This window comes from Streptomyces sp. NPDC004609, from assembly GCF_042873655.1.
GTDB lineage: Bacteria > Actinomycetota > Actinomycetes > Streptomycetales > Streptomycetaceae > Streptomyces.
This window is the reverse complement of record NZ_JBIALS010000006.1, coordinates 246,479-267,750: the sequence shown is the minus strand read 5'-3', so window position 1 is coordinate 267,750 and position 21,272 is coordinate 246,479. Positions and strand designations below refer to the sequence as shown.

23 protein-coding genes and 1 pseudogene are annotated in these 21,272 nt (G+C 69.7%); 15 read left to right on the top strand and 9 right to left on the bottom strand.

Annotated features, from left to right (window positions below; genetic code table 11):
* Positions 1 to 87: 87 nt before the first annotated feature.
* The 3 genes and pseudogenes from ACFYT4_RS08845 to ACFYT4_RS08835 form a co-directional block, all read right to left on the bottom strand.
* Entirely contained in the window at positions 88 to 822 is a 735-nt protein-coding gene (locus ACFYT4_RS08845; RefSeq protein ID WP_389266692.1) for a Mut7-C RNAse domain-containing protein, read from the bottom strand.
* Positions 823 to 834: 12 nt separating this feature from the next.
* The gene (locus ACFYT4_RS08840; protein WP_389266690.1) at positions 835 to 1,680 is read right to left on the bottom strand and encodes an NAD(P)H-binding protein; all 846 of its coding nucleotides are present in this window, start codon (positions 1,678 to 1,680) and stop codon (positions 835 to 837) included.
* Between the two features lie 511 nt (positions 1,681 to 2,191).
* A pseudogene (locus ACFYT4_RS08835) lies at positions 2,192 to 3,154 on the bottom strand (DUF6597 domain-containing transcriptional factor).
* Positions 3,155 to 3,218: 64 nt separating this feature from the next.
* Here ACFYT4_RS08835 and ACFYT4_RS08830 point away from each other — a divergent pair.
* Positions 3,219 to 3,797: a TIGR03086 family metal-binding protein gene (locus ACFYT4_RS08830; RefSeq protein WP_389266688.1), complete on the top strand. Its 579-nt coding sequence runs from the start codon at positions 3,219 to 3,221 to the stop codon at positions 3,795 to 3,797.
* Between the two features lie 514 nt (positions 3,798 to 4,311).
* Here ACFYT4_RS08830 and ACFYT4_RS08825 read toward each other — a convergent pair.
* Positions 4,312 to 4,881, bottom strand: coding sequence for a hypothetical protein (locus ACFYT4_RS08825; protein ID WP_389266795.1), 570 nt, complete (start codon positions 4,879 to 4,881; stop codon positions 4,312 to 4,314).
* 273 nt (positions 4,882 to 5,154) lie between these two features.
* On the opposite strand from ACFYT4_RS08825, the gene hemL reads away from it, so the two are divergent.
* The 7 genes from hemL to ccsB all read left to right on the top strand — a co-directional run bounded on the left by hemL (position 5,155) and on the right by ccsB (position 12,918).
* Positions 5,155 to 6,462, top strand: coding sequence for a glutamate-1-semialdehyde 2,1-aminomutase (hemL, locus tag ACFYT4_RS08820; protein ID WP_389266687.1), 1,308 nt, complete (start codon positions 5,155 to 5,157; stop codon positions 6,460 to 6,462).
* Entirely contained in the window at positions 6,459 to 7,142 is a 684-nt protein-coding gene (locus ACFYT4_RS08815) for a histidine phosphatase family protein (protein ID WP_389266685.1), read from the top strand. Before hemL ends, ACFYT4_RS08815 begins: the two co-directional genes overlap by 4 nt.
* Before the next feature lie 235 nt (positions 7,143 to 7,377).
* Positions 7,378 to 8,631, top strand: a complete 1,254-nt coding sequence (locus ACFYT4_RS08810; protein ID WP_389266683.1) for a hypothetical protein — start codon at positions 7,378 to 7,380, stop codon at positions 8,629 to 8,631.
* Between the two features lie 76 nt (positions 8,632 to 8,707).
* Positions 8,708 to 9,307, top strand: coding sequence for a TlpA family protein disulfide reductase (locus ACFYT4_RS08805; RefSeq protein WP_389266681.1), 600 nt, complete (start codon positions 8,708 to 8,710; stop codon positions 9,305 to 9,307).
* A 46-nt stretch (positions 9,308 to 9,353) separates the two neighbouring features.
* Positions 9,354 to 10,091: a cytochrome c biogenesis CcdA family protein gene (locus ACFYT4_RS08800; RefSeq protein ID WP_389266794.1), complete on the top strand. Its 738-nt coding sequence runs from the start codon at positions 9,354 to 9,356 to the stop codon at positions 10,089 to 10,091.
* 5 nt (positions 10,092 to 10,096) lie between these two features.
* A complete protein-coding gene (locus ACFYT4_RS08795) occupies positions 10,097 to 11,839 on the top strand; it encodes a cytochrome c biogenesis protein ResB (RefSeq protein WP_389266679.1) in 1,743 nt (580 codons plus the stop codon).
* The gene (ccsB, locus tag ACFYT4_RS08790) at positions 11,836 to 12,918 is read left to right on the top strand and encodes a c-type cytochrome biogenesis protein CcsB (protein ID WP_389266677.1); all 1,083 of its coding nucleotides are present in this window, start codon (positions 11,836 to 11,838) and stop codon (positions 12,916 to 12,918) included. Before ACFYT4_RS08795 ends, ccsB begins: the two co-directional genes overlap by 4 nt.
* Positions 12,919 to 12,954: 36 nt before the next feature.
* Here the strand turns inward: ccsB and ACFYT4_RS08785 are convergent, their stop codons facing one another.
* Both ACFYT4_RS08785 and ACFYT4_RS08780 read right to left on the bottom strand, forming a co-directional pair.
* The gene (locus ACFYT4_RS08785; RefSeq protein ID WP_389266675.1) at positions 12,955 to 13,158 is read right to left on the bottom strand and encodes a hypothetical protein; all 204 of its coding nucleotides are present in this window, start codon (positions 13,156 to 13,158) and stop codon (positions 12,955 to 12,957) included.
* 62 nt (positions 13,159 to 13,220) lie between these two features.
* Complete coding sequence (locus ACFYT4_RS08780) at positions 13,221 to 13,667, bottom strand: ATP-binding protein (protein ID WP_389266673.1); 447 nt, start codon at positions 13,665 to 13,667, stop codon at positions 13,221 to 13,223.
* 154 nt (positions 13,668 to 13,821) lie between these two features.
* Between ACFYT4_RS08780 and ACFYT4_RS08775 the strand changes: the two genes are divergently transcribed.
* From ACFYT4_RS08775 to tgmC, 6 genes are all read left to right on the top strand, one after another.
* Positions 13,822 to 14,691 carry a Scr1 family TA system antitoxin-like transcriptional regulator gene (locus ACFYT4_RS08775; RefSeq protein WP_389266671.1) on the top strand — a complete coding sequence of 290 codons (870 nt, stop codon included), beginning with the start codon at positions 13,822 to 13,824 and terminating at the stop codon, positions 14,689 to 14,691.
* Positions 14,688 to 14,990 (top strand): DUF397 domain-containing protein, encoded by a 303-nt coding sequence (locus ACFYT4_RS08770; protein ID WP_389266669.1) that lies wholly within the window; start codon positions 14,688 to 14,690, stop codon positions 14,988 to 14,990. Before ACFYT4_RS08775 ends, ACFYT4_RS08770 begins: the two co-directional genes overlap by 4 nt.
* A gap of 141 nt (positions 14,991 to 15,131) precedes the next feature.
* The gene (locus tag ACFYT4_RS08765; RefSeq protein ID WP_389266667.1) at positions 15,132 to 15,497 is read left to right on the top strand and encodes a DUF397 domain-containing protein; all 366 of its coding nucleotides are present in this window, start codon (positions 15,132 to 15,134) and stop codon (positions 15,495 to 15,497) included.
* Positions 15,498 to 15,645: 148 nt separating this feature from the next.
* The gene (gene tgmA / locus ACFYT4_RS08760; RefSeq protein ID WP_389266665.1) at positions 15,646 to 15,918 is read left to right on the top strand and encodes a putative ATP-grasp-modified RiPP; all 273 of its coding nucleotides are present in this window, start codon (positions 15,646 to 15,648) and stop codon (positions 15,916 to 15,918) included.
* A gap of 1 nt (position 15,919) precedes the next feature.
* Complete coding sequence (tgmB, locus tag ACFYT4_RS08755) at positions 15,920 to 16,888, top strand: ATP-grasp ribosomal peptide maturase (RefSeq protein ID WP_389266663.1); 969 nt, start codon at positions 15,920 to 15,922, stop codon at positions 16,886 to 16,888.
* Positions 16,885 to 18,042 carry an ATP-grasp peptide maturase system methyltransferase gene (gene tgmC, locus ACFYT4_RS08750; protein ID WP_389266661.1) on the top strand — a complete coding sequence of 386 codons (1,158 nt, stop codon included), beginning with the start codon at positions 16,885 to 16,887 and terminating at the stop codon, positions 18,040 to 18,042. Before tgmB ends, tgmC begins: the two co-directional genes overlap by 4 nt.
* 165 nt (positions 18,043 to 18,207) lie before the next feature.
* Here the strand turns inward: tgmC and ACFYT4_RS08745 are convergent, their stop codons facing one another.
* Positions 18,208 to 18,807, bottom strand: coding sequence for a TetR/AcrR family transcriptional regulator (locus ACFYT4_RS08745; RefSeq protein WP_389266659.1), 600 nt, complete (start codon positions 18,805 to 18,807; stop codon positions 18,208 to 18,210).
* 116 nt (positions 18,808 to 18,923) lie between these two features.
* Between ACFYT4_RS08745 and ACFYT4_RS08740 the strand changes: the two genes are divergently transcribed.
* Positions 18,924 to 19,745, top strand: coding sequence for an SDR family NAD(P)-dependent oxidoreductase (locus ACFYT4_RS08740; protein WP_389266657.1), 822 nt, complete (start codon positions 18,924 to 18,926; stop codon positions 19,743 to 19,745).
* Between the two features lie 235 nt (positions 19,746 to 19,980).
* On the opposite strand, the gene ACFYT4_RS08735 is transcribed toward ACFYT4_RS08740, so the two are convergent.
* Both ACFYT4_RS08735 and ACFYT4_RS08730 read right to left on the bottom strand, forming a co-directional pair.
* On the bottom strand, positions 19,981 to 20,523 hold the full coding sequence (locus tag ACFYT4_RS08735) for a tetratricopeptide repeat protein (RefSeq protein ID WP_389266655.1): 543 nt from the start codon (positions 20,521 to 20,523) through the stop codon (positions 19,981 to 19,983).
* Positions 20,524 to 20,648: 125 nt separating this feature from the next.
* The gene (locus ACFYT4_RS08730) at positions 20,649 to 21,209 is read right to left on the bottom strand and encodes a hypothetical protein (protein ID WP_389266653.1); all 561 of its coding nucleotides are present in this window, start codon (positions 21,207 to 21,209) and stop codon (positions 20,649 to 20,651) included.
* Positions 21,210 to 21,272 lie beyond the last annotated feature (63 nt).

Genomic DNA, 21,272 nt, shown 5'->3' with positions numbered 1-21,272 from the left:
GCCTGCCGGGCGCACCGCACCCCGCGCCCCGCGCCGAGCCCGCATGCCCGACGTCCCGCGGAGTGGACGCAGGAGTGGACGCCGGAGCTACGCCGGCGTCCCGCCGAACTCCCGGAGCGCCCGGTCCACGATCGCCTCCAGCCGGGCGTGGTGCGCGCCCCGCCAGTACACCCGGCCGCACGCCTCGCACTGCGCGAACACGTCGTACGAACGCTGCGTCCCGTGCTCCAGCCGGTCCTGGACGGTGTCCTTGTCGGCGTCCGTCAGGCGCCCGTTGCACGCCGTGCAGCGGGTCCAGGGCGCCAGCGCGGGCGCGAACCGCCCGAGGACATCGCGCAGTTGGTCGTCGGGACGGTCGCTGTAGATGTACGCCCCCGCCCAGATCTCCCGCCGCCGCAGCAGCCCCCGGTCCCGTGAGAGCAGGACCCGCCGGTCGCGGGCGGAGAGCGCGGCGAGGGCGGGGTCCCCGATGTCCTCGTTCTCGTACGCCGCGTCCACACCGAGCAGCCGCAGCCGCCGCGCCAGCGTGCCGAGGTGGACGTCGAGCAGAAAGCGCAGGGGCGCTCCGGGCACCTCCTGGGGCCGCTCGACGCCGTACACCTCCACACGCTCGCCCGCGCTCGGGATATGGGAGACGGCCACCTGCCGGCCGTCGACGAGGAGCCGGCCCGCCTCGGTGAGCGGGACGCCCAGCGACTCGATGACATGGCCGAGGGTCGACGAGCCGTCGGTGACCAGCGCGGTCGGCCCCTGGCGGCGGTCCGACGGGACGAAGAGGCGCAGCTCGGGGGCGACGGCGATATGGATTTCCGGTCCGTTCACGCCGTCAGGATGTCATCGGGCGTCCCGGAAGGCATCCGCGTTCTCGGCCGCCCACCGGGCGAAGGTACGGGCGGGGCGGCCCGTCAGCCGCTCGACGGCGCCGGTCAGCGGCGTGGGTGAACCGTCCGTCGAGGCCCAGTGGTTGAGCAGCCCGTCGGCGAAGGCTCCGGGCAGATAATCGGCGACGGACGACTTCCACGCCTCGGGGGTCACGGTGTTGTACGGGACGGGAATCCCGATGGCGTCCGCCAGGATCGTGGTCTGCTCGGCGAAGGTGAGCGACTCGGGGCCGGTCAGATGGTACGTACCGCCCCGCCCCCGGTCGTGTGTGAGCAGCGCTAAGGCGGCCTCGGCGATGTCCAGTTCATGGATCGGGTCGCTGTAACTGCCGGGGTAGGGAAGGTCGATCGTCCCGGCCGACCGGAGGGCCCAGCGCCACTGGAGCGCGTTGGCGGCGAAGGCGCCGGGTCGCAGGACGGTCGCCGGGACGGGGGAGGCCGCGAGGGCCTGTTCGACCGTGAGATGGAGGGCGGCGACCGGATTGTCCGCTGCTTCGGGGTCCTCCACGGCGCTGGAGGAGAGCAGCACGATGTGGGCGACGCCCGCCTTGTCCGCCTCGGTGAGGAAGGCGTCGACGGCGGAGGGCTCGGCGTAGAGGAAGACGGAGGTGACGGAGTCGAGGGCCGCGGGGAAGGCCGCGGGGTCGTCGAGCGGGCAGCCGACCGCTTCGACGCCGGGTGGGAGGTCGAGCATCTCGGGGGCGGCGGAGGCCGCGCGGACGGGGGCGCCCGTGCGGTGGAGCAGCGTGACGAGGGTGGAGCCGATCTTTCCGCGGCTTCCGGTGACAAGGGTGGTCATGGGGTTGTGCCCTTCTGCTGTCCGTGTCGCTGCTGCTGTCCGTGCCGGAGGGCGATCCCGGCGTGTCCGGCCTGTCCGCTGTGCCCGCCGCGTCGGTGCATCCGGTGTCGGCGGTCACCGGGCCTTTCGGGCACTTCCGAGCCCTCGTGGGGGTCCGGGCGTCCGGGGCCGCGGGTGCGGGGAGCCGGAGGTGTCCCGGGCAGGGCGGATCGCCGCCGTGGTCGGCGGAGATCGCCCGGATCACCCCGGGAATCCCGGGTCACGCGAGGTCGCCGGGGGTGTCGGAGAACCCCCGGAACGAGATACTAGGCATAACGCAGAATCTGTGTCACGCAGATAAATCCCACCCTGGGGCCGCCGTCACCGGACGGGTGGCGCCCCGGGTCTCACCGCACGGCGTTCGACGGGCCGCCGGAGGTTCCGCGGTACGCCGCCGAGCGGGGACGGGCGCGGTCGGTGTCGCCGCCGCACGCTCCTGTGCGGCGGAGGCGCGGTCCGGCTGCCCCGTGGGTCAGGCGTTGCGGGTGGTGTACGCGGCCGGCGGAACACCCACGGTCGCCGTGAAGTCCCGTACGAGATGAGCCTGGTCGCTGTAGCCGAGTTCCGCGGCGAGCGCCGCCCAGTCCGGCGCACCGCCCCCGCGCTTCTCCCCGGGCTCCCGCTCGGCCCGCTCCAGCGCGTCGTGGATGCGGTGGCGCAGGATCACCCACTTCGGGCCCACCCCGACATACGCGGCGAAAAGCCGCTAGAGCGACCGTACGGACATCCCCTCGGCGTCCGCCAGATCCGCGACCCGCCGGATCGACCGGTCGCCGTGCACCCGCTCGACCAGCTCCATCGCACGCAGGGCCTGCGGGTCGGGCCGGGGCGCGAGCCGCAGGAGATAGGCGTCGAGGGCGGCGACGCGGAGGTCCTCGGAGTCGGGGGAGACGATCGCGTCCGCGTCCACCCGCGCGGCTCCGGCGGCCGCGGTGACTGCGGTGGCTCCGGGAGCCGCGCTCGTGGCCGCGCCCGCGGTCCCGTCCCCGCCCGTACTCGTGCCCCCGCCTGTGCTCGTGCCCCTGCCAGGACTCCCGCCCCCGCCCGGGCCGAGCCGGGCGTCCGGGAGCCGTACCCGGTGGCCCGTCCAGTCGGACACCGAGGTCCCCGGCGCGAACGGCCGGAAGCCCCCCGGCCGGAACTTCGCCCCGCAGACCCGCCCCCCGCCCTCCAGCCGCTGGGCGAACAGCCCGGGCGCGATACCGGCGATCTCGCCCCACGGGCGTTCGCGGCCGTGCCGCTGGAAGACGATGTGCACCGAGGGGTGCGGTACGACATGGGACGTGTACGGCTCCGGCAGGTCCCAGTCGATGAGCCAGTAGTGCTCAAGATACGGACGGAGCGCGGGGGCGGGCTCACGGCGGCGGAAGTGTACGAGGGCCAGCAGCTCGCGGGCTCCGACGATGCCCCGGACGTCATGGCGAGGGCGACCCATGCGGATGATCCTATGTCGCGTTTCTTCAAGACGCGGGGAAGGCGGTCCCGCTTACGGTCGGGTCATGACGAAAACCATGGGTGAACTGCTCGGAGCAGCGGCGGAACAGGCCGTACCGGTCCTACGCGGCATCTCCGACGAACGGCTCGGCGACCCCACGCCGTGTGCGGAGTACGACGTCAGGGCCCTCGCCGACCATCTGCTCCAGGTCGTGATCAACTTCCAGGCGCTGGCGGAGCGGAAGTCCGCCGACTTCGGGGCGGTGCCCCGCTTCGTCGACGAGGACCCGGCCGGCTGGCGCGACCGGTTCGCCCGGGAGACCGCGGCGCTGGCCGAGGCGTGGGCGGCCCCCGGAGCGGAGGAGGGCACCACCGGAGAGCTGGGGCTGCCCGCGCGTACCGTCGGCTTCATGGTCCTCGGCGATCTGACCGTCCACGCGTGGGATCTGGCACGGGCGACGGGCCAGGACTTCACCCCGGACCCGGCGGTCATCGGGGAACTCGCCCCCGCGCTGACCGCGATGGCGCCGATGGCGCGGGAGAACGGGGTGTTCGGCCAGCCGGTCGCGGTCGGCGACGACGCGAGCGCCTTCGACCGTGTCCTCGCCCTCACGGGCCGCGACCCGTCCTGGCGGTCCCACTAGTGCGGTGACCGGAGAGGTGTGCCGGTGAGCCTGCGGCGTCCGGTGCGGCGCGAGGCGGAGGTCCGCGGCTCGTACGCGCCGTACTCCTGAGCCTGCGGCGTCCGGTGCGGTGCGGCGCGAGGCGGAGGTCCGCGGCTCGTACGCGCCGTACTCGCGCGGTCCGACAACGCAGGGGGCGCCACCCGTGCCCGCAGGGCTACGGGGGAGAGGTGACGTGCCGGGCGTCGCAGGCCGGTGAACGTTTCCGGTCACCGCGCGAGGTCCTCCCGTTCGGACCCGGCCGGGCTCGCGCGCCGCGGACGTACGGAGACCTGCCGCAGATCGCGGGCCGAGGCTTCGGTCTCGGCGAGCGCAGGTGCGAGGCGTCCGAGGCCGGGGCGTCGGAGGACGGCGACGACATCCGGGGCACATCCGTGCACCCGGCGGTACCGATGTGCCCGGCGGCTGACGGCCCCCTCGTCACAGGGCGAACACGGGGTCCGAGGACCCCGCCCCGTCCACGGGAAACGCCGGGTCACGGCCACACAAGGCAGTAGGGCTGATGCCCCGCCTCGTGCAGCCGGTGGCTGAAGTCCTGCCACTCGTGGAGCAGCTGGTACACGTTGAACGCGTCCCGTGGCCCGCCCCGGTCCGGGACGGTCGACCAGATGAAGGCCGCCGCGCCGACGGATTCCTCGCCGACGCCGCGGAGGGGGTCGACCACCGTCAGGGGGAGCTTGACCACCGCGTAGTCGGGGTGGAGGACCACCAGTTCGAGGGGCGGCACCTTGTTCAGGGGCATGCCTTGTATGCCCGTGAGCACCATCGCGGCTATCGTCTCGGGCTTGATCTTGGTGAACAGGCCGCCCATGCCCAGTTCGTCCCCGCCCAGTTCCTCCGGGCGCATCGAGATGGGCACTCTCGCGGCGGTGGCTCCATCGGGCGCGCCGAAGTACTTGTAGGTCACCCCCACCCGGCCGCTCCTGCCTGCCATCGCGTCCGCGTGCGCATGCGCGTCCGCGTCGCTTCGCCGGTGCTTTCCCCGCCCGGCGGGCTCAGGACCCAGGTCGTCGGTCCCCTCGCCCAGTCCGCCACCGCGATACATATCTCCACCCGACCACTCGCAGCCCCCGCCGCGCAACCCGATCATCGTGTCAGTGACCTCCCCCACGGGCGACCGGTGAAACACCTGTCCGTGAGGAACACCGCAAGCCTCTGACACCATGGATTCCATGAGTCTTCCCTGTGTGGCCCCAGTTTCGCAGATGCGAGGAGGCTGACGCCGTTTCGTAATACGAGGAGATCCCGCTCCCTGCTCATCCTGGCCGAGATCCATCGCCCCGGCCGCCCAGACTCCGAATCGCAGATCAGGACCAAAGTGGCGTATTCATACGAAGCCCCAGTTTCGCAGGCGCTGTTCGACCGCGCGTCCGTCGTGACGCCCGGCGGCGTCAACTCCCCCGTGCGGGCCTTCCGGGCCGTGGGCGGCACGCCCCGGTTCATGGTGTCCGGCACCGGCCCGTACCTCACCGACGCGGACGGACGCTCGTACGTCGATCTCGTCTGCTCGTGGGGACCGATGATTCTCGGACACTCCCATCCGGCGGTGCTGGAGGCGGTGCACGCGGCCGTGGCCCGGGGCACCTCCTTCGGTACCCCCGGTGAGGGCGAGGTCGCGCTCGCCGAGGAGATCGTGGCGCGGATCGCCCCCGTCGAGCAGGTGCGGCTGGTGTCCAGCGGCACGGAAGCGACGATGTCGGCGATCCGGCTCGCCCGCGGGTTCACCGGCCGGGCCAAGGTGGTGAAGTTCGCGGGCTGCTACCACGGCCATGTGGACGCGCTGCTGGCCGCCGCCGGCTCGGGCGTCGCGACCTTCGGGCTGCCGGACACCCCCGGGGTGACCGGTGCGCAGGCCGGGGAAACGGTCGTGCTGCCGTACAACGACCTCGAAGCCGTGCGTCAGGCGTTCGCGGCCCACCCGGGGGAGATCGCCTGTGTGATCACCGAGGCGTCCCCGGGCAACATGGGGGTCGTGCCGCCGCTGCCCGGCTTCAACCAGGGTCTGAGGGACCTGTGCCGGGAGCAGGGCGCGCTGTACATCTCGGACGAGGTGATGACCGGCTTCCGGACGAGCAGGGCCGGCTGGTACGGCGTCGACGGCGTCGAGCCGGATCTGATGACCTTCGGCAAGGTCATGGGCGGCGGGTTCCCGGCCGCCGCGTTCGGCGGACGCCGGGATGTGATGGGCCATCTCGCCCCGGCCGGTCCCGTCTACCAGGCGGGCACCCTCTCCGGCAACCCGATCGCGACCGCCGCGGGCCTCGCGCAGCTGCGGCTGCTGGACGAGGCGGCGTACGCGAAGGTCGACGCGGTCTCCGCCGAGATCCAGGGCCTGGTGACGGAGGCGCTCACCAAGGAGGGCGTGACGCACCGGCTCCAGACGGCGAGCAACATGTTCTCCGTCTTCTTCACCGGGGACGCCGTCGAGAACTACGCGGACGCCAAGCGCCAGGAGGCGTTCCGCTTCAACGCCTTCTTCCACGCCATGCTGGCCGGAGGCGTCTATCTGCCGCCTTCCGCCTTCGAGTCCTGGTTCGTCTCCACGGCCCATGACGCCGAGGCCGTCGAGCGGATCGCCGCCGCGCTGCCCGGCGCGGCCCGTGCCGCCGCGGAGGCCACGGCATGAGCGCCGCCGGTGACAGGACCGTCGTCCATCTGCTGCGCCACGGTGAGGTCCACAACCCGGACGGTGTGCTCTACGGCCGGCGCTCGGGCTACCACCTCTCCGAGCTGGGCCGCCGGATGGCCGACCGGGTCGCGGAGCACCTCGCGACCCGTGACATCACCCATGTCGTCTCCTCCCCGCTGGAGCGGGCGCAGGAGACCGCGGCACCCGTCGCCAAGAGCCACGGTCTGGACATCGCCATGGACGAGCGGCTGATCGAGGCGGGCAATGTCTTCGAGGGCAAGACGTTCGGCGTGGGCGACGGAGCGCTGCGCAAGCCGGCCAACTGGCGGCATCTGACCAATCCGTTCCGCCCCTCCTGGGGCGAGCCGTACATCGAGCAGGTCGTACGGATGATGGGCGCCCTGGACGCGGCACGGGACGCGGCCCGGGGGCACGAGGCCGTCTGCGTCAGCCATCAGCTACCGATCTGGATTGTGCGGAGCTTTGTCGAAAGGCGGCGGCTGTGGCACGATCCGCGCCGCCGTCAGTGCACGCTGGCATCGCTGACCAGCTTCACCTACGAGGGCGACAAGATCGTTTCCGTGGGTTACTCGGAACCGGCCCGTGATCTTGTTCCGGCGCATCTTCTGGCCGGTGCGAAGCCGGTGAAGGGGAAGGCGAAAGCATTCGGCGCTTAGTCTCACCCGTCCCTTTCTCCCCAACAGGGCTGCCCGTTCCGGATATTGCTCCGGGGGCAGCCCTTTCGGCCGAGTGGCCCCTGTTTTCCTCCGGTTGTGGGACCTTCTGCCAGTAGGTAGAACATTCATAGATCGTTTTCGGAACCTGTGCGCCCCCTGTGTCCTCTCTATCCGTAGCCGGACGGAGTCGGCACAGGGGGCTCTCCTCGGGGGAGAGAGTGGGGATGGGAACAGGATGGGCGACATCAGTCGAAGGGGTCTGCTCGGAGCCGGACTCGGGGCCGCCGCCGTGATGGGCGCCGCCGGGTGCGGCATGCTCGACGGAAGCGACGGCGGCCGGAGCGTCACCAGGGCCGGGGACAAGGCGGAACCAGGGGCCGGAGCCACCCCGTCGCCGACCGGGGGAAACGTCCGGCTCATCGGCGACGGCTCCACGTCGGACACCGGGAAGCAGCCGGACCAGCCGCCCGCGCCCGTACCCCTGGAACCCGGCCAGGCGCCGCCGCAGTTCGTGGTCTTCTCCTGGGACGGTGCGGGAGAAGTCGGCAACGGCCTCTTCCCGCGCTTTCTGAAGGTCGCGAAAGACCATGACGCGGCGATGACCTTCTTCCTCTCCGGGATCTATCTGCTCCCGGAGTCGAAGAAGAATCTCTACAGGCCGCCGAACAACCGGGTCGGTGCGTCCGACATCGGCTATCTCACCGATGCCCATATCAAGGAGACCCTGAAGTATCTGCGCCAGGCATGGCTCGAAGGCCATGAGATAGGCACGCACTTCAACGGGCATTTCTGCGGCGGCTCCGGCTCGGTCGGGAACTGGACGCCCGCCGACTGGGAGAACGAGATCGAGCAGGCCGTGGGATTCGTCACCCAATGGCGTACGAACAGCGGCTGGACCGATATCGACCCGCTGCCGTTCGACTACACCAGGGAACTCGTCGGCGCCCGCACCCCCTGTCTGCTCGGGCAGCGGAAGCTGCTGCCGACCGCCCGGAAACTCGGCTGGCGCTACGACTCCAGCTCGCCCGGCGGCCGTCAGGAGTGGCCCGGCAAGCGCCAGGGCCTGTGGGACCTGCCGCTCCAGTCGCTTCCGTTCCCCGGCCGGTCCTTCGAGGTGCTGTCGATGGACTACAACTTCATGGTGAACCAGTCCGGCAACTCCACCAAGGGCGTTCCCGCGAAACGGCCGGGCTGGCGGAAGCAGGCCACGAAGGCGTATCTCGCGGGCTTCCTCCGCGCGTACGAGGGCAATCGCGCGCCCCTGTTCATCGGCAACCACTTCGAGCAGTGGAACGGCGGCATCTACATGGACGCCGTCGAGGAGGCGGTCGAGGGCATGGCGGGGAAGAAGGACGTACGGCTGGTCTCCTTCCGGCAGCTCTGCGACTGGCTCGACGTCCAGCGGCCCCAGGTCCTCGCCGGGCTCCGCACCCTGGGCGTGGGCCAGGCGCCCCCGGGTGGCTGGAACGCTTTCCTCAAGGCCGCTTGACAAGGGACGCCAGGGGCCCCGAGGGCAGTGAGGGGGGCGGGGAAGATCGCGGAATCGGCCATGCGAAACTTTTCACATGAGCCTCAGCCGTGCCCCCCGCGCTGCCCTGACGACCGCCCTGTTCGCGGCCGGCGCGCTCACCCTCTCCGCCTGTACGGACGGAGGGGTCTCCGGCGGCGGCAGCAACACCAACTTCGTCACCGACTCCGGCGGCATCTCCACCGTCGCCAAGGCGGACCGCAAGGCCACCAACAAGATCGCCGGTGAGACCCTCGAAGGGAAGCCGCTCGACGTCGCCGACTACAAGGGCAAGGTCGTCGTCCTGAACGCCTGGGGCTCCTGGTGCGCGCCCTGCCGGGCGGAGGCCCCCCACCTCGTCAAGGTCGCGAAGGATCTGAAGCCGAAGGGCGTGGAGTTCATCGGGCTCAACACCCGTGACGACTCCAAGGGCCTCGCGATCGCCTTCGAGAAGGACTACGGGATCGAATTCCCGAGCCTGTACGACCCCAAAGGCGAGCTGATCGTCGAAGGCTTCCCCAAGGGAACGCTCAGCCTGCAGGCCATTCCCTCCACCGTCGTCCTCGACCGGGACGGCAAGATCGCGGCCCGGGCGCTGATGGCGCTCAACGAGAAGCAACTCCGCAAGATGATCGACCCGTTGATCGCGGAGAAGTGATCCCGTGCGGAACGTAGAGCCGGCGGTCTCCCTCGCCGCGGTGGGCATGAACGAGACCGTGTTCAGCGGGGCCCTCGCCCTCGCCCTGCCGATCGCCGTGCTCGGCGGTCTCGTCTCCTTCTTCTCCCCCTGCGTCCTGCCGCTCGTTCCCGGCTATCTCTCGTACGTCACCGGGGTCAGCGGCACCGATCTGGCCGAGGCCAAGCGCGGCCGGATGATCCTCGGCGCCTCCCTCTTCGTGATCGGCTTCTCCGCCGTCTTCGTCTCCGGAGGCGCGCTCTTCGGCTACTTCGGCGCGGAGCTCCAGAGCCAGAAGGAACTGCTCACCAGGATCCTCGGTGTGCTGATGCTGCTGATGGGCGCCTTCTTCATGGGGCTGATGCCCTGGCTCAGCCAGCGTGAGTTCCGTATCCACAAGCGGCCGGTCACCGGGCTGCTGGGCGCGCCCGTGCTGGGGGTGCTCTTCGGGGTCGGCTGGACGCCGTGCATCGGCCCGACGCTCGCCGCCGTGCAGATCCTCGCCGCCGACCAGGGCAGCGCGGGCCGCGGAGCCCTGCTGACCGTCGCGTACTGCCTCGGCCTCGGACTGCCGTTCGTCCTCGCCGCCGTGGCCTTCCGCAAGGCGCTCGGAACGTTCGGCTGGGTCAAGCGCCACTACGCCTGGGTGATGCGCATCGGCGGCATCATGATGATCGTCACCGGGCTCCTGCTGCTGACCGGCGTCTGGGACACCATGATGCAGTACATCCAGAACTGGTCCGCCGACTTCACGGTAGGGGTCTGACTCCGATGAGCAAGACAGAGGCAGCGGCGGAGAAGGGCGCCGAGGAGCGCCGCGACGAGGCCGCCGCCGCCGAGCGCCGGGACCTGGCCGCCGGAGCGCAGCTGTCCACCGCCCCCCGCGAGGAATCCGTCACCGGCGGACCCACGCTCGGCCCCATCGGCTGGGCCCGCTGGTTCTGGCGCCAGCTCACCTCGATGCGGATCGCGCTGATCCTGCTCTTCCTGCTCTCGCTCGGCGCGATCCCCGGCTCCCTGATCCCGCAGCGCAGCGTCGACGACCTCAAGGTCCAGGCCTGGCAGGAGAGCAACCCGGGCCTCACCCCGATCTACGAGAAGCTCCAGCTCTTCGACGTCTACAGCTCGGTGTGGTTCTCCGCGATCTACATCCTGCTCTTCGTCTCCCTGATCGGCTGTATCGTCCCGCGCTCCTGGCAGTTCGTCGGCCAGCTCCGCAGCCGTCCGCCCGGCGCCCCGGGCCGGCTGACCCGGATGCCCGCGTACACGACCTGGCGTACGGACGCCGATCCCGAGCGGGTACGCGAGGCCGCGCTCACCCTCCTCAAGCGGCGGCGCTTCCGCGCCCACACCGTCGGCACCGCCGTCGCGGGCGAGAAGGGCTACCTCCGCGAGGCAGGGAACCTGATCTTCCATATCTCGCTGATCGTGATGCTGCTGGCGTTCGCCGCGGGCCAGCTCTTCAAGTCCGAGGGCGGCAAGCTGATCGTCGAGGGCGGCGGATTCTCCAACACCCTCACCCAGTACGACGACTTCAGGTCGGGCTCCCTCTACAGCACCGAGGACCTCGACCCCTTCAGCTTCAACCTGGACAGTTTCACCGGCACCTATGAGAGGAGCGGACCGCAGCGCGGCACCCCCCGCACCTTCGAGGCGGCCGTGACCTGGTCCAAGCCCGGCGGCAAGGAGAACAAGTCCGTCATCGAGGTGAACAAGCCCCTCGTCGTCGACGGCAGCAAGGTCTATCTGCTGGCGCACGGATACGCGCCCGTCGTCACCGTCCGGGACGGCAGGGGCAAGATCGTCTACGACAAGGTCGCCGTACCGCTGCTGCCCCTGGACAACAACGTCACCTCCACGGGCGCGATCAAGGTGACGGACGGCTACCGCGACAAGAACGGCAAGAAGTCCCAGCTCGGCTTCCAGGCGTTTTTCGTCCCCACTTTCGGCGGAGAGGGCAACGGTGACATGTTCTCGCAGTTCCCCGGCCTGGACTTCCCCGTACTCGCGCTCAACGCCTACCACGGCGATCTCGGCCTCGACTCCGGGCTGCCGCAGAACGTGTACCAGCTCGACACCCGCGGGCTGAAGCAGTTCAAGGACAAGAACGGCGACATCCTCAAGGCGCGGCTGCTGCCCGGCGAGAAGATGGAGCTCCCGGACGGCGCGGGCTCCATCACCTTCGAGAAGGAGGTCAAGGAGTGGGCGAGTTTCCAGATCTCCGAGCAGCCCGGCAACGGCTGGGCGCTGACGGGCGCGATCGCCGCGATCGCGGGGCTCGCCGGTTCGCTGTTCATCCAGCGGCGGCGGGTCTGGGTGCGCGCCGTCACCGGTGACGACGGGGTGACCGTCGTCGAGATGGCCGGGCTCGGCCGCAGTGAGTCGGCCAGGCTGCCCGAGGAACTGTCCGATCTCGCCATCACGCTCCACGCCGAGGCGCCCAGCGCGCCCCCGCCGGTCGCCGAACCGGATTCCGAAGTGTCCGCAGGTTCTGCCGAAGGGGCTGAGAAGTGAATCTCGCCGCCGCCACCAATGAGAATCTCGCCGAGATCAGCAATGTGCTGATCTACTCGGCGATGGCCGTCTACACGCTGGCCTTCTTCGCGCACATCGCCGAATGGATCTTCGGCAGCCGCAGCAAGGTCGGCCGTACGGCCGCGGCGCTGACCGGCTCCGAAGCCGCGCCCGCCGCCGCGCCCCGGATCCAGGTCCGCGGCAAGCAGGGCGGCGGCACGGCCGTCCTCGACAAGCCCGAGATCGTCACCCGCTCCGGCCCCGGTGTCCGCGATGTCCCGGACGGCCCGGGAGCGGCGGGCGGCACCGTCAAGGGCGATCTGTACGGCCGGATCGCCATCTCCCTGACGGTGCTCGCGTTCCTCGTCCACGTGGGCGGTGTTCTCACCCGCGCGTTGTCCGTGCAGCGGGTGCCGTGGGGCAACATGTACGAGTTCTCCACCACGTTCTCCATGGTGGTGGTGGGCGCGTACCTCGGCTTCCTGCTCGCGAAGAAGAACGTCCGCTGGCTGGGCCTGCCGCTCGTCGGGACCGTACTGGCCGACCTCGGCCTCGCCACGACCGTCCTCTACACCGAGAGCGACCAGCTCGTTCCCGCGCTGGACTCGTACTGGCTGGTCATCCATGTCTCCACCGCGATCATCTGCGGTGCGGTGTTCTACCTCGGCGCGGTCGGCACGGTCCTGTATCTCTTCCGCGACTTCTACGAGGCGAAGCTCGCGCGCGGCGGCAAGCCGAGCGCCTTCGCCACCTCCGTCCTCGAACGTCTCCCGGCGGCGGCCTCCCTCGACAAGTTCGCCTACCGCGTCAACGCGGCGGTCTTCCCCCTGTGGACCTTCACGATCATCGCCGGCGCGATCTGGGCGGGCGACGCGTGGGGCCGCTACTGGGGCTGGGACCCCAAGGAGGTCTGGTCCTTCATCACCTGGGTCGCCTACGCCTGCTATCTGCACGCGCGCGCGACGGCGGGCTGGAAGGGCCGCAAGGCGGCGGTGCTGGCGCTGGTGGCGTTCGTGTGCTGGCTGTTCAACTACTACGGAGTGAACATCTTCGTGCAGGGGCTGCACTCGTACGCGTAACCGGCCCAGGGACGCGGTAGCCGTCCCCTGGGAGGCTCACCGGCCCGGCCCGCACTCTCCCGGGATCGGGCCGGGGTGCAGCAGGACGGCGTCATCCGGACAGGCGTACAGGGTGACGCCGGGGACATCGGCCGCCTCGATACGGCGGACCTCCACGGGCGCGGTGGTGGTGCGCCCGCAGTGACAGCAGGTCTCGGTACCGGTCGGCGGGACATCGGCGGTCAGGCTCTCGGACGTCATCCGGTCACTTCCGGGCGGCCGGGCAGAGAAGCTCAGGCATACGTCGTTCAGCTCCGGGCGCGTCAGTGGGGCAGGTCCAGTTCGGCGCGTACGGTCTTCCCGGCCGGCACGCGGTCGAGCACCGCCCACCGGTCGGCCAGCGCCTCCACCAGGATCAGCCCCCGCCCGTCGGTGGAACCGGACGGCGGGGCGGTCAGCTCACCGGGGCCAGGGGGCCGCCGCTCGCCCCGGGCGTCCGACACCTCGATGACGAGTTTGTCCGGGGCGAGGCTGAGCCGCAGTTCGAAGTCCCGCCCCGACACCCGGCCGTGCGTGACGGCGTTCGCGGTCAGTTCGGCGACGAGCAGGGCGGCGGTGTGGATGACATCGGTGTCGTACGGCAGGTCCCAGTCCTGGAGCCGGCGCAGGGTGATGTGCCGGGCGAGGTGGGCGCCGAGCGGGCTGGAGCTGAACTGCTGCGTGAACACACGTACGGTAACCGGGGCTTGCTGAGGCGGGCGTTGCGTCATGGGCCCAATGTGGTGCGGAATTCCGGCTGTTCACCAGCTCAGCGACCCGTACGCTGAGTCTGCGTACGGGTCCGAAGTGTGGACGGTAGGGGTAACCGACCGTGATGATCTGTGGGTTGGTGCGACGAGGTACGTGTGCGGGAGGTGTCCTGGCATGACGGACGGTACGGACGGTACGGGTGGGACCGGCGGTGCGGGCCCCTGCCCCACGGGGGGTGAACCCGAGACGTCGGACAGCCTCAAGGCGTTCGGTGAAGTCGTCAAGGCATTCCGCAAACGGGCGCGTCTGACACAGGAGCAGTTCGCCCCGAAGGTCCGGTACTCGGTCCCCACCGTCGCCTCCATCGAACAGGGCCGCCGCTTCCCGCCACCGGACTTCGTGGACCGGGCGGAGGACGTGCTGGACGCGTTCGGGGCGATCAGGGGCGCGGCGAAGCATCTGTCGCGGCGGCCGGGGCTGGCGAGCTGGTTCCGGCAGTGGGCGAAGCTGGAGGAGGAGGCGATCAGCCTCTACACGTACGAATGCCGGTTGGTTCCGGGCCTGGTTCAGACCGAACCGTACGCGCGCACGGTGTTTGTGAACCAATTACCGCTGCTGGGCGACGAGAAGATCGAAGCACAGTGGGCGGCACGGGCGGAGAGGCAGCGGCTGCTGCGGGAGCGGCCGAACACGGCGTACAGCTTCATCCTGGAGGAGCAGCTCCTACTGCGGGGTATGGGCGGACCCGAGGTCACCCGGGGGCTCATCGAACATCTGCTGGAGATTGCAGAGCTACGTAACGTCGAGCTTCAGATCATGCCGCTGCTGCGGGAGAACCATGCAGGTCTGCACGGCCCGATGAGGTTGCTGGAGACTCCTCAGAACAAGTGGCTCGGCTACTGCGAGGGACAGGAGAGCGGCCAGTTCATCTCTGACTCGAAGGTGGTCAGCACGCTTCACATGCGGTATGCCAGGATGCGCTCACAGGCCCTTACCCTGGAAGACTCCGTGGGTCTGTTGCAGCGGATGCGAGGAGCGCAATGAACACCTCAGCACTGTCCTGGTTCAAGAGCAGCTACAGCAGTGGCGGTGACGGCGACTGCGTGGAAGTGGCGCTGTCCTGGCACAAGTCCAGCTACAGCAGTGGCTCCGGAGATGACTGCGTAGAAGTGGCCATGTCCTGGCACAAGTCCAGCCACAGCGGCGCCTCCGGAGACGACTGCGTCGAGGTCGCCACCTGCCCCACCACCATCCACGTCCGCGACTCCAAGGTGCACCAGGGCCCCCAGCTCGCCCTCGCACCTGAAGCCTGGACCAGCTTCCTTTCGTACGCCCGGAGCTGATCGCACTCGGGGCCCACCGGCGCTCGCCCGGTGGGCCCTCCGGCTTCGGCCGTTCTGCTCCCGGCGCGCTATCGGGGCGGGCGCTCTGTCTCTACGCTGGACGGCCGCATGACCCCGTTCCGGCGGATGTGAGGAGCCCAGATGAGCACCACAGATCTGATTTGGTTCAAGAGCAGTTACAGCGGTGGTTCCGGCGATTCCTGTGTCGAAGTGGCGTTGTCCTGGCGCAAGTCCAGCTACAGCAGTGCCTCCGGCGATTCCTGCGTGGAGGTGGCGTTGTCCTGGCGCAAGTCCAGCTACAGCAGCGCTGACGGCGATTCCTGTGTCGAAGTGGCCATGTCCTGGCACAAGTCCAGCCACAGCGGTACCTCTGGCGGCGACTGCGTCGAGGTTGCTGCCTGCCCCACCACCGTCCACGTCCGCGACTCCAAGGTGCACCAGGGCCCCCAGCTCGCCCTCGCACCTGCCACCTGGACCAGCTTCCTTTCGTACGCCACCCGCGCCTGACCCCTCGGCGGGACACGAGCGCCCCACCCGGAACCCCTTCGGCACGGGGCGCTCCTGCGCCGACTCGCCTCGTTCCTCATGGCGGCTCGCAGCTGGCGGGGCACGGAACGCACCACCAAGGAATCCACGAGATCACCCAGGAGATCGCATGGGCATTGCGGTGCAGCCATGGGGGACGAAGCGCTTAGCGCCGTACCCGACGAGTGTTCAGCTGCCGTACACCCGGGTCGAGATCGACCCGGAGACACAGACGGCGCGGTACTTCGACGTGAGCGGGCAGCGCGTCGAGATGGGAGAGGGCGGCAAGCACGGTACCAACAAGGCGACCGCGTCCCAGACCGCGACCGGTGCGGACGGCGGTGGTTCTCAGCCGCCGGCACCGGCGGACACGGACTCCTTGGAAGACCACGTACCGGACTGACATGACCGACTCACCACCGGTTCTTGTTATCACCTCGCTCGGTGACGTGACGGCGGATCTGGTGCTGAACGAGCTGTACGGCCGGGGTGTCCCAGCCGTACGGCTCGATCCGGCTGCCGATTTCCCCGGTCCCGCGCGCGTCAGCGCACGTATCGGGGGAGCCGGACTCACCGGCGAGCTGACCACGGCGACCAGGCACCTCGATCTCTCGGCAGTGCGGTCCGTCTACTGGCGGCGTCCCACCCCCTACGCAGACCCCCGCCAGGCTGAGACGCCCGGACAGCGGTTCGCCGTCGAACAGTCCCGGGTCGGCTACACGGGGATACTGACCGCTCTGCCCGGTGCCCTGCACGTCAACGACCCCTTGAGGAACCGCGCCGCCGATCACAAGCCCGCGCAGCTCACCACCGCGGCCCGTCTCGGCCTGGCGGTGCCCGAGACACTGATCACGAACGTTCCCGAAGACGCCCGGAAGTTCGTCGCCGACCAAGGGAGGGTGATCTACAAGCCCGTGCGCGGGGTGCATCTGAGGGGCGAGGACGGACGGAACCGAACCATCTGGACCAGCCTCGTTCAGGCGGACGAGATCGACGACTCCGTCGCTCTGTGCCCGCACCTGTTCCAGGTCTGCGTACCGAAAACCGCCGACATCCGCCTTGCCGCAGTCGGCAACCGCATGTTCGCGAGCCGGATCGACACCGACGGCGACCACGTGGACTGGCGTTACGACCAGGGGCTGATCACCTGCTCGCCCATCCCCGTTCCCCGGACCATCCGTGACGCGGTCCAGTCCTACCTTCACGCATTCGGGCTGCTCTTCGGCGCTTTCGACTTCGCTCTCGACGGCGACGGACGATGGTGGTTCCTGGAGTGCAATCCGAACGGCCAGTGGGCATTCGTTGACGACCCGACAACTCAGGCCATCGCGAGCGCGCTCGCGGACACCCTCCTGAAGGGCAGCACCACATGACCACCGACATCGCCGAAGCCCTGCGCCGACGGCTCGTCGAACTGCTCGTCGCCGACGACCTGCTGCACGATCCCGAGGTTCGCCGCGCCGGAGAGACCGTTCCCCGCGAGATCTTCCTCGGCCCGGCGATCTACCGGCCCAGCCCGCCGCCGGGCACCACCGTCTGGACTCCCACGCGCCGCGCTGATCTCTCGGCCGAGGACTGGCTGCGTCTCAGCTACGAGAACACGACATGGGTCACGCAGATCGACGGCGTTCTCGCCGAGAACGCGACGGGACCGGTAACCGGCGGCACCCCGACGTCGTCCTCGACCCTCCCGGGAGTCATCCTGTGGATGATCGAGCAGGCCGGCGTCACCCGAGGGAAAAGGGTGCTGATCATCGGCGCGGGTACGGGCCTGTCGAGCGCGTACGTCTGTGAAGTGGCGGGGCAGGAGAACACGACCGCGATCGAAACCGATCCCGCCGCCGCGGAGCGTGCCCGTAAAGCCCTTGCCGAGGCCGGGTACACCCCGGCACTCATCACGGGTGACGGGCTGAGCGGTCGGCCGGAGGAGGCGCCGTACGACATCGTGATCGCTTTCTGCTCGGTGCGGCACATCCCCTACGGCCTGCTGCGGCAGGCAAAAGAAGGGGGAACCCTGCTCGTCACGATCGCAGGATGGGGGTTCGGGCACGGCCTCGTACTCCTCACCGCCGACGGCGGGGGCGGGGCGTCCGGTCGCTTCCTGCCCGGGTACACCTCGTTCATGATGGCCCGGCCCCACGACCGGCCGCCCCATGGCCCCGTTGAGCTGCTGCCCGGCGCGGAACGACCGAGCCGGATCGACCCCGCGCTGCTGGATGAATGGTCCGGCAGGTTCGTCGCCCAGCTCGCCGCCCCCTCGGCCGAACGGCTCGGCGTCGGAGCCGAACAGATCCTGCTCGACGTAGCCACCGGCTCGCAGGCACGGACCCGGCCGGACGGGAGCGGTGGATGGACCGTGACACAGCGCGGCCCGCTCGAACTGTGGAGCGCCGTCGAGGAGGCCATCGCCGTCTGGCAGAACCAAGGCGCACCGCACCTGTCCGAGTTCGGTATGACGATCACGCCGGACGCCGAAAGGGTCTGGATCCGCACACCCGACGGACCGAGCTGGACCCTGCCCGTCTAGGGCCTGTACGAGGGCGTGACGTCTCCCCGGGTGCCCGGCACCGAGGCCGCCGCTCTGCTCCAGGCCGTCCATGAACTGCCCGTGCACCCTCCGCTCACGCCTTCTGTCCGGGCTCGTCAGGACGGTGGTTCTGACCTCCCCGAGCGACGTGGGACCCGCTCCTGTTCAGGGGCCGAAAGCTCTCAGGGTCGCGTCGACGAGTGAGTCGGCGTATGCGGCGGTCAGCGGTCCGCTGCGGTGCAGCCACCGCTGGAAGAGGGGGGAGTAGAGCACTTCGAGGGTCAGGTCGAGGTCGGCGTCGGCGTCGAGCTGGCCGGCCTCCTGGGCGCTGCGCAAGCGCGCCCTCTTCGCCTCTTCCAGTGGCTCGGCCAACTTCTCACGGTACTCGGCCGCCAGTGCGGCATCGTTGGAGATCTCGGTGTTGAGGGCCCGGATCAGCCTGTCGAAGGCCGGGTCGGCGAACTCCTCCACCGTGGCCCGCATGACGAGCTTGAGGTCGGCCTCAAGGTCGCCCGTGTCGGGCAGTGCGATCGACTGCCCGTCCGCATCCTCACTCAGAGCCAGAACGGCGGCGAAGACGACTGCGCTCTTCGACGGCCACCGCCGGTAGATCGTCTGCTTGCCGACGCCAGCACGGGCGGCGATGGCTTCGACCGTGACCTTCTCGTAAGCCTCCTCTGCGACCAGGGCGCGGGCGGCCGCGAGGATTGCCTGCCGGGACCGTTCCTTACGCCGGGAGTGGTCCGGCCCCTTCTCGTTGGACATGCGTTCAGTCTAGCCATCAATAGAAACGGGACGATCCGTATTGATAAGCCGGGAGTGATGTCCTAGACTCATAACGAATCGATACGAACCGTTTCGTTTACTGAGGGTGAGGCATCATGGCGGACGCAAGAGTCTGGCTCATCACTGGCGCATCCCGCGGCCTGGGCAGGGCTTTCGCCGAAGCCGCCTTGGCGGGCGGCGACCGCGTAGTGGCTGTCGCCCGCAATGTCGAGCCCCTGGAGGGACTGACCGAGAAGTACCCGGACCACCTTGTCCCGCTTCCGTTGGATGTCACCGACCGCCGGGCCGTGTTCGACGGGGTGGAGCGGGCGGCAGCCGCGTTCGGCAGGCTGGACGTCGTCGTCAACAACGCCGGCGGAATGCTCTACGGCATGGTGGAGGAATCCACGGAGGAGCAGATCCGGGCGCATATGGATGTGAACTTCTTCGGCGCCGTGTGGGTGGCTCAGGCGGTCCTTCCTCACCTGCGCGCCCAGGGCGGGGGACGGCTCCTCCAGGTCACCTCCATGGGCAGCGGCGGCGGCATGGCCACCGTCGGCTTCTACTGTGCGGGCAAGGCCGCGCTGGACTCGGTCAGCGAGGCACTGGCGATGGAGGCCGAAGGGTTCGGCATCAAGGTCACCATCGTGCAGATGGGCGGCTACAACACCGGCCTGTTCACCGCCGGCACCACGAACACCGACCCCCTGCCGCAGTATCAGCCCCTGCGCACCGAGATGGAGGCGATGTGGGGCGACGCCGTCGCCCCCGAGCCGGGCACCGCCGCCCCGGTCATCATGGAGCTGGCCGCACTGCCGGAGCCGCCCCGACGGCTGATCGTCGGCAGCCAGTCCTTCGATCACGTCTTGGAGATGGACCAGGCTCAAGCGGATCTGTACCGGTCCTGGGAGCACCTCAGCCGTATCGCCCCGGGCTGACCGGGTCCGAGCAGCTCTCGCCGCCCGGCCCACTCTCGACTGGACCTTTCACATCGGTGCGCTGCGCATGGTCTGGCTGAAGGTACGTGAGCCCAACCGGGCCGGAGGGCGATTCCTTCAGCAGCTCGTCGGTTTTCACGCAAGGGTCGCAGTCGCGAGGGAGCCCGGATCCGGCGTCACCACCGGTCCCTGGGCTCCGGCGCCTCATGTCACGCGCGCCGACGAGCCCGTAGCGTCACTCATCTGCCGGTTCCGGTTCCACCAGCAGCCGCGCGTAGTTCGCCATCGAGCGCTGGTAGCGCGGCAGGTGCGGGGCCAGGGCGCGCACGGCGATCGAGACCGCCTCGCGCTCCCGGCCGACGTCGACCAGGCACAGGGCCAGAGTGGCGGAGACAGCGTCAGCGAGCACCGCGGCGTCCGGGTCGTGATTCTCGGCCTCCGCCGTGAGGAGGGCCACCGACTCCTGCACCCGGCCGATGTTCCGCAGCGAGCTGGACATCTGGATGACCGCGCGCCGCCGCCGCATGCCCGCCAGGCCGCGCTCCAGCGCCTCCTGGTAGAGCGGAACGGCCTTGTCGGAGTGCCCGGTGGAGTCCCAGGCACAGGCGCGCTCGAAGGGAGCGATCGGGTTCTCCTGCGGCAATTCGTCGGCGAGCTCGCCGATCCGTGCGCGGAAGTCGGCCTCGCCCGCCTCACCTCGCGCGTCATACCCGTCGATGTCGGCCCATGCCCGGGCGCTGCGGCGCTCCCAGTCGTTCATATCGATCTTCTGAGACATGCGCGGCAGCCTCGCACGAACGTACATTCCCGTCCACGACGTCTCCGGGCAGGCGCGGCCGGCACCGGTGCCTCCACCCGTCCGCGAAACCGTGCCGGTCACAGAGGCCGACCCGTATCCGCTCGTCAGCCGGTCCCCATCGGCCTCGTTCGGTAGCTGTCCGTCACGGTGGCGGCGGGGCAGGCGCGCTTCCACGCCGCGGTGATGTGGTCTCCCTCGTCACGGTCGTAGCCGCCCCACCGGCCACGACGGCGACGGCGCGCGTTGCCGCGACGGAGCTGAAGCTTCATACGGACCGAGCCACCACCGATGTCGATCGAATCCGGATCCGGCGCCCAGGAAGTGAAGACCAGGTCGACCCTCGTCACGTCCTCCGCCGCGAAGGTGAGGACGCGGCCCGTGACCGTCGTCATCCGTAGCTGCCGCTTGTCCTCGCCACCGACGATCTGCACGTGGATCAGCGCTCTGTAGTCGCGTACGAACACGATGGCCCAGATCACGAAGAGGATCGCCGTCAGGCCGAGGACGACCCGGAACAAGGAGCCGCCGGTGCCGGCGGCCGGGGAGGTGACCAGCAGGGCGAAACCGGCCCAGCAGGCTGTGACAACGCCGTTCTTCAGCCAGCGACGCCAGAACCGGCCGCTGGATGAAGTGTTCGCGTCCCACAGGATGCCATCAGCCCGCATGCGCCCCCCGTTCCTATGCCGCCCGGCCCCGCGGCGGGGAACGATTTTACGAACGCCGACAAG

Coding starts and splice junctions, on each gene's coding strand:
- ACFYT4_RS08840 (WP_389266690.1), bottom strand. CDS start 1,680: ATGACCACCCTTGTCACCGGAAGCCGCGGAAAGATCGGCTCCACCCTC.
- ACFYT4_RS08830 (WP_389266688.1), top strand. CDS start 3,219: ATGACGAAAACCATGGGTGAACTGCTCGGAGCAGCGGCGGAACAGGCC.
- ACFYT4_RS08825 (WP_389266795.1), bottom strand. CDS start 4,881: ATGTATCGCGGTGGCGGACTGGGCGAGGGGACCGACGACCTGGGTCCT.
- ACFYT4_RS08815 (WP_389266685.1), top strand. CDS start 6,459: ATGAGCGCCGCCGGTGACAGGACCGTCGTCCATCTGCTGCGCCACGGT.
- ACFYT4_RS08810 (WP_389266683.1), top strand. CDS start 7,378: ATGGGCGACATCAGTCGAAGGGGTCTGCTCGGAGCCGGACTCGGGGCC.
- ACFYT4_RS08805 (WP_389266681.1), top strand. CDS start 8,708: ATGAGCCTCAGCCGTGCCCCCCGCGCTGCCCTGACGACCGCCCTGTTC.
- ACFYT4_RS08800 (WP_389266794.1), top strand. CDS start 9,354: ATGAACGAGACCGTGTTCAGCGGGGCCCTCGCCCTCGCCCTGCCGATC.
- ACFYT4_RS08795 (WP_389266679.1), top strand. CDS start 10,097: ATGAGCAAGACAGAGGCAGCGGCGGAGAAGGGCGCCGAGGAGCGCCGC.
- ACFYT4_RS08785 (WP_389266675.1), bottom strand. CDS start 13,158: ATGACGTCCGAGAGCCTGACCGCCGATGTCCCGCCGACCGGTACCGAG.
- ACFYT4_RS08780 (WP_389266673.1), bottom strand. CDS start 13,667: ATGACGCAACGCCCGCCTCAGCAAGCCCCGGTTACCGTACGTGTGTTC.
- ACFYT4_RS08775 (WP_389266671.1), top strand. CDS start 13,822: ATGACGGACGGTACGGACGGTACGGGTGGGACCGGCGGTGCGGGCCCC.
- ACFYT4_RS08770 (WP_389266669.1), top strand. CDS start 14,688: ATGAACACCTCAGCACTGTCCTGGTTCAAGAGCAGCTACAGCAGTGGC.
- ACFYT4_RS08765 (WP_389266667.1), top strand. CDS start 15,132: ATGAGCACCACAGATCTGATTTGGTTCAAGAGCAGTTACAGCGGTGGT.
- tgmA (WP_389266665.1), top strand. CDS start 15,646: ATGGGCATTGCGGTGCAGCCATGGGGGACGAAGCGCTTAGCGCCGTAC.
- tgmB (WP_389266663.1), top strand. CDS start 15,920: ATGACCGACTCACCACCGGTTCTTGTTATCACCTCGCTCGGTGACGTG.
- tgmC (WP_389266661.1), top strand. CDS start 16,885: ATGACCACCGACATCGCCGAAGCCCTGCGCCGACGGCTCGTCGAACTG.
- ACFYT4_RS08745 (WP_389266659.1), bottom strand. CDS start 18,807: ATGTCCAACGAGAAGGGGCCGGACCACTCCCGGCGTAAGGAACGGTCC.
- ACFYT4_RS08740 (WP_389266657.1), top strand. CDS start 18,924: ATGGCGGACGCAAGAGTCTGGCTCATCACTGGCGCATCCCGCGGCCTG.
- ACFYT4_RS08735 (WP_389266655.1), bottom strand. CDS start 20,523: ATGTCTCAGAAGATCGATATGAACGACTGGGAGCGCCGCAGCGCCCGG.
- ACFYT4_RS08730 (WP_389266653.1), bottom strand. CDS start 21,209: ATGCGGGCTGATGGCATCCTGTGGGACGCGAACACTTCATCCAGCGGC.